The 8,112-nt window shown below is 40.1% G+C and carries 6 protein-coding genes; all 6 read right to left on the bottom strand.

What is annotated here, in order from left to right; all coding sequences use genetic code 11:
- Positions 1–341: 341 nt before the first annotated feature.
- The 6 genes from asnA to C1G57_RS02610 all read right to left on the bottom strand — a co-directional run bounded on the left by asnA (position 342) and on the right by C1G57_RS02610 (position 8,102).
- A complete protein-coding gene (gene asnA, locus C1G57_RS02635) occupies positions 342–1,334 on the bottom strand; it encodes an aspartate--ammonia ligase (protein WP_015646534.1) in 993 nt (330 codons plus the stop codon).
- An 82-nt stretch (positions 1,335–1,416) separates the two neighbouring features.
- Positions 1,417–2,475, bottom strand: a complete 1,059-nt coding sequence (locus C1G57_RS02630) for an MmcQ/YjbR family DNA-binding protein (RefSeq protein WP_105113648.1) — start codon at positions 2,473–2,475, stop codon at positions 1,417–1,419.
- A 12-nt stretch (positions 2,476–2,487) separates the two neighbouring features.
- Complete coding sequence (locus C1G57_RS02625) at positions 2,488–3,645, bottom strand: XRE family transcriptional regulator (RefSeq protein WP_105113647.1); 1,158 nt, start codon at positions 3,643–3,645, stop codon at positions 2,488–2,490.
- A 12-nt stretch (positions 3,646–3,657) separates the two neighbouring features.
- Positions 3,658–4,380, bottom strand: coding sequence for a hypothetical protein (locus C1G57_RS02620; protein WP_105113646.1), 723 nt, complete (start codon positions 4,378–4,380; stop codon positions 3,658–3,660).
- A 115-nt stretch (positions 4,381–4,495) separates the two neighbouring features.
- Entirely contained in the window at positions 4,496–7,201 is a 2,706-nt protein-coding gene (locus C1G57_RS02615; protein WP_105113645.1) for a TOTE conflict system archaeo-eukaryotic primase domain-containing protein, read from the bottom strand.
- 94 nt (positions 7,202–7,295) lie between these two features.
- A complete protein-coding gene (locus tag C1G57_RS02610) occupies positions 7,296–8,102 on the bottom strand; it encodes a Fic family protein (RefSeq protein ID WP_105113644.1) in 807 nt (268 codons plus the stop codon).
- Positions 8,103–8,112: the final 10 nt, after the last annotated feature.

Below are 8,112 nucleotides of genomic sequence, written 5' to 3'. Positions count from 1 at the left end.
GAAACATATAAGACCTCCAATTGAGTGTGGTAATTCCTGCTAGAAGTTGATTGTTTTTTATTCTAGTGTACAGGTAAATCCACGAATTCTCAACTGGGGGTCTTTACATATTGTCTATAATAGCAATCGTATAACAAAAATACTTTATAAATTTTGTACAGAAAAGTGTTACCTTTCCAAGGATTAGTTTTCCCTACAATTACTAACATCATTAGCTCGTAAATCACAAAGCCCCCACTAAGGTTATACACCTGGTGAGGGCTATATGCTCGTTTTCATTATTCAATGGTGAAGGCGAATCCATCATGAATATCTTGCACAGACTCACCTTTTATTCTCTCTTACAAAATATTTTCAAAACTATCACGTACTTCTTGTGGCCAAACACTGGACTGCACTTCACCGATATGTTTCTTACGAAGCAAGAACATGGCCAAACGGGATTGACCGATACCGCCACCAATCGAAAGTGGGAATAGCCCATTCAAAAGGGCACGATGCCAATCAAATTCCAAACGATCCTCGTCACCTGTAATAGCAACCTGGCGCTTCAGCGCTTCTTCATCCACACGAATCCCCATTGAGGACAACTCAAAGGCTGATCCAAGCGCTTCATTCCAAACCAAGATGTCGCCATTGAGTCCTTTGTAGCCTGCTTCTGATGGGCTTGTCCAGTCATCATAGTCTGGGGCGCGTCCATCATGTGGTTTACCATCTGCCAGTTCACCGCCGATACCGATTAGGAAAACTGCACCGTATTCTTTGGCAACCACGTTCTCACGCTCTTTTGGTGTCAAGTCTGGGAAGTTCTTGACCAAATCCTCCGTGTGGATAAAGGTGATTTTCTTAGGCAAAACAGACTCAATGTCGTAACGAGCTTCAACGGCCAATTCGGTCAGACGGATAGCCTTGTAAATCTGCTCCACTGTCTCTTTCAAGTAAGCTAAATTCCGACGACCATCAGGAATAACCTTTTCCCAGTCCCACTGATCAACGTAAACTGAGTGAATGGGATCCAAGGAATCCTCATCTGGACGAAGAGCCTTCATGTGAACAAAGAGCCCTTCTCCCTCATTAAAACCGAAACGAGCCAAGGTATGGCGCTTCCACTTAGCAAGTGAGTGAACCACTTCATAGGTCGCATCTGGAATCAGCTTCACATTAACCGTAACCGCATTCTCCACACCGGACAAATTATCCTGCATACCATCCCCGACACGACTCAAAATCGGTCCTTGCACTTCTACGATTTCTAGCTTGTCTTTCAAATACTGAGTGAATGTATTTTTGACGAAAGAAATCTCCTCTTGCTGATGAATGAAGCTTTTCTTCATACCTTACCTCCTTAAATTTATACACCCTATTATACTCTTTTTTACCTACTTGTAAAGTCTTTTTATTAAAAATTCTGATAATTTAATAAAAAATCTTAACTTTTGATGTCAGGTAGCGAATCACCTCCTCAGTTAAGCGTCTTGGCCCACGTACCGCCCTGACACCCAGGTCCATCATGCGCGCTCTCGGCAAAACATCATCGGAAAACTGAGCGAGCAATTCCACCTGCATGACTTTCTTTTCTGTCGGAATGTCTGATTGTCCATGATTTTCTAGATTCGACCCCAAGACACGACAAACATACCGAATGGCCTGTACAGGTGCCGTCACATATATGGCAACGATGTCCCCGGCTTGAATGGTTGATTTTTGTGGCCAATAGACTACCTTATTTTCCGCAAACTCGGTATCAATATCATAGACCTTGGGATTGGCTGGAATAACCCAGTAATCAGGCCCTTGCTCCGCCTTGTAGGATTTTGGTCCTACCAGATAGCGACTCTTCTCAAGGAGGGCAAAAACCATCTGGTCCTCCACAGTATCATCCAGCAAGACCGACACCCAGGTCTTCTTTGACATATGATAGGCAGGATAGATGCCCGACTGGCTCAGCAGCTCTGCTATTTCCCGACCGTCAACCTTGAGATTGATAATCTCCACCAGCTCTTGCGACCCACTTCCGTCCAACTTATCTCTCGGAATCTGACTGACCAAAGCGTACCACTTGTTATTGGAAGGGTGGCGAAAGGCCCCATAGGTCGGCGACTTGGCAAAAGGATAATCAGGTAGGTCACCCCACTTCTCCTTGATGAGTTGGGCTATGCGGTTGCTTTGGTCTTTTGAAAATGGCAGAGCGACACAACAAGCCTCCTCAACCCGAGCCAAAATGGACTGATAGCTTTCTCTCACCTGCCCCACAAAAGCCCCAGCTGGCGCAGTTACCAGATGGGCGGTATAGACCTCCTCCATCTCACAATCCCAGACAAAGGACGACAGCTGACCAGCCTCATCAACCTCCACCACCACCTCAAACTGCCCCTCCATGAACACCTCACGGTAGGTGTAACGATTGTCAGAAAATATGAAACCGAAAGGGAGGAGAGAGGGGAGGTGGACTTGGTAAGAATTAGATTTGTTCATTATTTTCCTAGATCATCCTCTCTTCCTAGAAAATAAAGGAATGACATTATCAAATGTATCTGAAGGCAGCAAATACTTATCAAAAAATTGCACATCAAATGCAAATAATTGGCTGATAAAATTCTTTGATACCCTCTGGTTTCGTTCAATATCTGACAGAGTTAAAAGATTGTTTGAAAGGATAACATCTAAGATACTTCTGATTTTACTTGGTTTTTTTAAGGGAATTTCTAAATCTAGTGGCTCAACAGTTTTATAGCCCTTCTTAGAAATCTGACGATAAAAATAGGAGTTTTGTTGCGGAGTAAGTATACCAAGCTTATACGCCCTATATTCTAAGGCTTGAATAGAAACATTGTACCGTTTTTTTAACAAGATGTATTGGTCAGGATTGCTGACACGCTTACCTACAATGTTCTCAAAATCCATTAAAAATTGTTTCCTAGATAATAAGAAATACGAAGCAAATTGATTTGCTTCCTTCTCCTTTTCCTCTAATTCTTCTTTCGATAGTTCCTCAAAATCTACTTGGTTGTGCAAGAGTAGGTGTCCTAGTTCATGTGCTAAATCAAAATTACGTCGTACCGCTGATTTTCCAACCCCCAAAACGATAAACGGACGACCGTTACGTGACCAGGCACTATAGGCATCCGCATTCCCATTGATTAATCTCTCCGAAATATATATACCTGATTTTTCCAAACAGTAAAGCAGATTGGCATTATCAACGGCTATTGCCAATACCTCTCTAGCATAATCTGCAATATGCTCAAGCGACTCATTGTGTCGAAGCTTTTTCTGGACACTATCAATCAAACGATAGATCGACTGGTTGGGAATAGACACAAAGTCCTCCAGATAATCTATCATCTGGTTCATTTTTTCCAAATAAACCATTTGAATGTGAATGGTCTTCTTAGCCTCAAGGTCTGCATTCCGAAAGGCAATGCGACTAAGAGCAAACGAGAACACTTCCTCAAAACCATCAAAATAGTCCACTTCGACTTGAAAAAATCCAGCCATTGCTATCTTATTTTTCATTTTTGGAAGTGTTACTCCAGTTTCAAATTGCCAAATGGCCTGTTCAGTTACGCCTAGCTCCTTTGCCAAATCTGCACGCGTAAGACCATTCAGAAGTCGTAATTCTTCTAGCCTTGAACCATTAAACATTTCTAAGCCTTTCTAAGCTTCTTTTTCTGAAGCGAGACGTGGGATAATCTCAAAATCAGCTACATCATCAATCTCTGATAAGCCTTGTAACTCTTGATATTTTTCATCGCTAAAATCGATACTACTTGTAGAAATATATGTTGATAGATCTTGTATTTCAATCAATTTTCCATTTCTTGAATCAGGCATGATGACTTGAATATTCGTCAAGTGATGTAATTCATCAGCCTGATATGTGATAAAGAAAAAGTTATTGATAGATTGTTCAGACCGATTCAAAAGTTCAAATAAATTGTCATCAAACAGCTCCATCTGAACTGGGAAAGGCGTACTTTCATCGGTATGCCGTGAAAGATTTTCTAGGTAAGCTGTATTTATTTGAGCATAGTCAAATAAATAGCCCTTTCCACTTTTTACTGCTGTCGGAAAAACCTGTTGCAAGCGCGTCAGCCCCTTCAAAACAAAACATACACGCCCTAACAGTTGATTTTCTGAGTTAAATTCTAAAAATTCCCAAGATTGACCGGCATGTTTTAACTCAAATGTATCAATGAAGGTTAAGTCCGCAACCGCAAGGGCATCATTGATATGGTTCGCTTTAGTCCAAGCATAACCCGCAGAAACATGCATTGATTTTCTCTTTTCAATTCGCTCATCAAGATATGACTTATATCCTTTTAATATAGCATCTACAATAGCTTGGCTTTGATTCGGTGTAAAAATTTCTCTTTCCATAAACACCTCCATTTACATCATTCTATCATATTTTTATAAAAAACATTAAATTTCACTACAAAAACGATCTATTTTTTAAAGAAAAATCTGAATACATTTTTCGGTTTTTTGTTCATTATCTAATGTTTAAATTTAAATCATCAAATTTTTCAAGCAACTCAGTTGCGATCGATTGACTTTCCAACCTTAGCAAACTAGCTTGGTCATCCGAATGATATGTAAAATTGCCATACCAAACGAGATTACTATCTAAGATGACTGTGGTCGTACCAATCCTTTCTGGTACAAGCTTCACCTTCACATTGTCACTGTTTACCCCCGTCAGCCACTCACTTAACTTATGATTTTTGGAAACATAAATAACTACTTGTTTTCCTTGTAACAACCCCAATAACTCTTGAAGCTTATTAGAAGTGAAGGAATGCAATTGTAAATAGACTATTGAACGTGTATTCCGCAAATCCTCTCTAAATTTCTCTTCATAGTCCCTACCACTGAACAATACTTGGGTTTGTTCTTTCTCTCCAACCTGATAGGCCATTTTACGATAGGCTATCTGACGTTTCTGGTACATTCTTTCAAGATAGGGAACGTGTATATCAAGATAGTCAACTATTCTCACCTCAGTTTTGCCTTGATAGGGACGATGAAGCCTCCCTGCATACTGTATAAGATTATTTTTCCAAGACAAAGGAGCGGCCAAAATTAATGTATCCAACTTTGGCATATCAAAACCCTCACCAATATACTTTCCTGTTGAAATGAGGACAAAGGGACTATTCTCATCTAGCTCACTGATTCTTTTCAGGAGTTCTTTCGTATCTCGTCTTTTACTCGCTCCACTCAGACAAAAAATATTGGTCATTTCTTTTTCAATAAGTAGCTTTTCCAATAGTTCTATATGTTCCCGTCGATTGACTAAGACAAGGATGTTTCGTTTTTCTTGATATAGTTTGAAAATATCTTGCACGATCAACGTATTGCGATGTAAATCTTTGGCAAGCCAATCATTAAGGGCTGAAAAGTTCGTACTATTCGACTGTTCCAAGTCCAATTTCCCAAAAGATGTTAGACGGAGTAGCAACCTCTTTTTAAAATCGTATCGGCCTGATTGGGCAGTATGTAAAATTGGGCCAATCCGTTGAAAGACAATCGGTTGATGTCCATTTTTACGCTCTGGCGTTGCTGTTAGACCATATAGATATTGACCAGCAAATTGAGCAACTACCTTTTCAAACTGCAAGGCTGTTACATGATGGCACTCATCCACAATCATCATATCGTATTCCGACAAAAAGCCAGAAATAGTGTCCAATTGGAAGAGAGATTGAATCATAACTACATCCACCAGTTTGCTCCTCCATTTTTTAGAAGCACCATATTGCCCAATATGCCCTATTACTTTTATACGCCCTGAAGGAGTATAGCGAACCGCTTCTTCCTCTTCAATCTCTAAAAATTCACCCAACCTTTCCAACCACTGCTCCAGCAGTTGACGATTGTGGACTAAGATAATCGTTCGGCATTTCCTTTGTGCAATCAAGGCTGCCCCCAGAACTGTCTTCCCAAAACCTGTTTCAGCACATAGCAAACCATTCTCACTAGCGAATAAATCTGCCAAAGCAAGCTCCTGCTCAAAACGCAACCTCCCTTTGAAGGAAATCTGAATCGGAGATAAACTGTTGCGATTATCCCTAACAGTTACTGTTTCAAATATTTCTTGTAAGCTAGCAAGTATTCCTCTTGGAAGATGCAAGGCTTCATCCGTTTCTTCAAATAAGTAGATACGTTCTGGAGTCTGATAGGTTGGTTGTCTGGTCGCTTGTTTTAGATAAAATTCAGGATTAGGAAAAGATGCCAGCTTTCTCAATAAATAATTTGTCTTTGAAGAAATTGTCCTCTTCTCAACTCGAATAAGATTTGATAGGCTACAATCTAACACTGTATCATCTACAGAATCCGAAAACTCCTGCCCTAAGAAATCTAGAATTTTCTTCTGTCCAATCTTTTGAACCTGTTGAAGATAGATCCATTGTTCAGAAAAGGGCTGAAAATGTTTATCAACAAAAACGGTTCTTCCCTTCTTGAAAGTTTCCCCTTGTAAGGGCAGGGCGATAAGATTGCCAAATCCTCCCTTGGGCAGAATATCTTGATTTGGAAACATACGGTCAAATGAAGAAAAGCGAATCTCTTTTGACTCCTGCATAGCCAATTCCAGCAATCGTTTCCCAACATTTCTTGCCTGCTGACAAGCAATTTCTTCCTCGAAGAAAAACCAGAGGTGAGCACCATTGCCAGAACGAGAGATTTCAATATGACCCTCAAAACCATATTTTTCTGCTGTATCTCGTAGAATGGAGACCTCTTCTCTCCAATTCTTTTTATCAAAATCAATCACCAAAAAAGAACACGTGTCTGATAGGCTCATTGGAAAAATGCCAATACTCATTTCGCCACGTAGGTGAGCCAATAATACCTGTTTAGTCAAGGGTTGACAGGTTCTCTTTTCAACAGGAAGGTTTTTCCAACCATAGTTGTAAGAAGGAAAATAGTTGATTTTCCCATTTTCATCAATATAGGACTTCGCATAGACATCCAAACGCCCCTTAAAAAGATTGAGCAGAATGGCGAGTTTTTCATCGGTACTTAGTTGATGTTTTTGTTCTTCAAAGTAATCGTGTAAATGCTTATCGCTTATCAGAAATTGCTGATTACTATCTTGAAATTGCAATAAGTTCAGAATCTTATCGGTAGCATAATAGGGAAAACGAGCAAGATGCTTTGCAACCTTACCCGTTGATTTTTCATAATAATAGGACATATGATTTCTCCAAATTACCTAACAAGCTTATCAACGAAAAGTCAAAAGCCCAAGTATTCACTGGTCTATTTCCGGATTGAAAACTATCCTGTCTTTATTGATATTCAATAATCCCCAACTCCTCATACATCCTCTCACTCGATAACTCATTCTGCCCATTCAAGAGGAGATTTTCAAAGAAAGCTGTCAAAAAGTCTGAGCGTTTATCGAATAGCTTCGCATTGTCAAGTACAAGGGCATCTCGGAAATATTTGGCATGTTTTTGGAAAGGCTCCTTGTCAATGTCGAATCCAAGTGAGCGAAGGTATTTGATGAGAAATACAGTGATTGTTCGAGTATTTCCTTCTCGGAAGGGATGGATTTGCCAAATACCTGAAATAAAGGATTGGATATGGGCAACAATGGCTTGTTTATCTAATCCAACATAAGAAAAATCTCTTTCTTGCTGGAAATCATAGTCCAAAGTGGCGGCGATCAATGGAAAATCTGAATAAATCACAGTATCCCCCTTTAAAACTGGCTCATTTTTTGTAATATTAACCGTTCGATACTCACCAACTGGAATACTGCTGTCAAAAATACCCTGAAAAAGCTCTTTGTGGATATGTAAGAGGGTAGTTGGTCGGAGGCTAAAACCGTTTTGAGAGAGCATTTCAACAATTCGGAGAGATACAATATCTGCCTCCTGCGTACTAGCATCAGTTGACTGGTGATATTTCGTAATTTCCTCGTACACCTGCTCATAGGTATACTCTCCACGAGCCTGCCTATCAGCCAACTCTTCCATATAAACAGACGGAGTCAACCCATCCACTTTTTGAAGACCAAAACCTGTTTCCCAGAGTTCTTGCTTGGCTTCGTAGGAAAGGTTGGGATTATCAATATTGTAAGTTGGTTGCATAGGCTCCTCC

The organism is Streptococcus suis (assembly GCF_002960425.1).
Classification (GTDB): Bacteria; Bacillota; Bacilli; order Lactobacillales; family Streptococcaceae; genus Streptococcus; species Streptococcus suis_S.
This window is presented reverse-complemented; position numbering and strand designations above follow the sequence as displayed.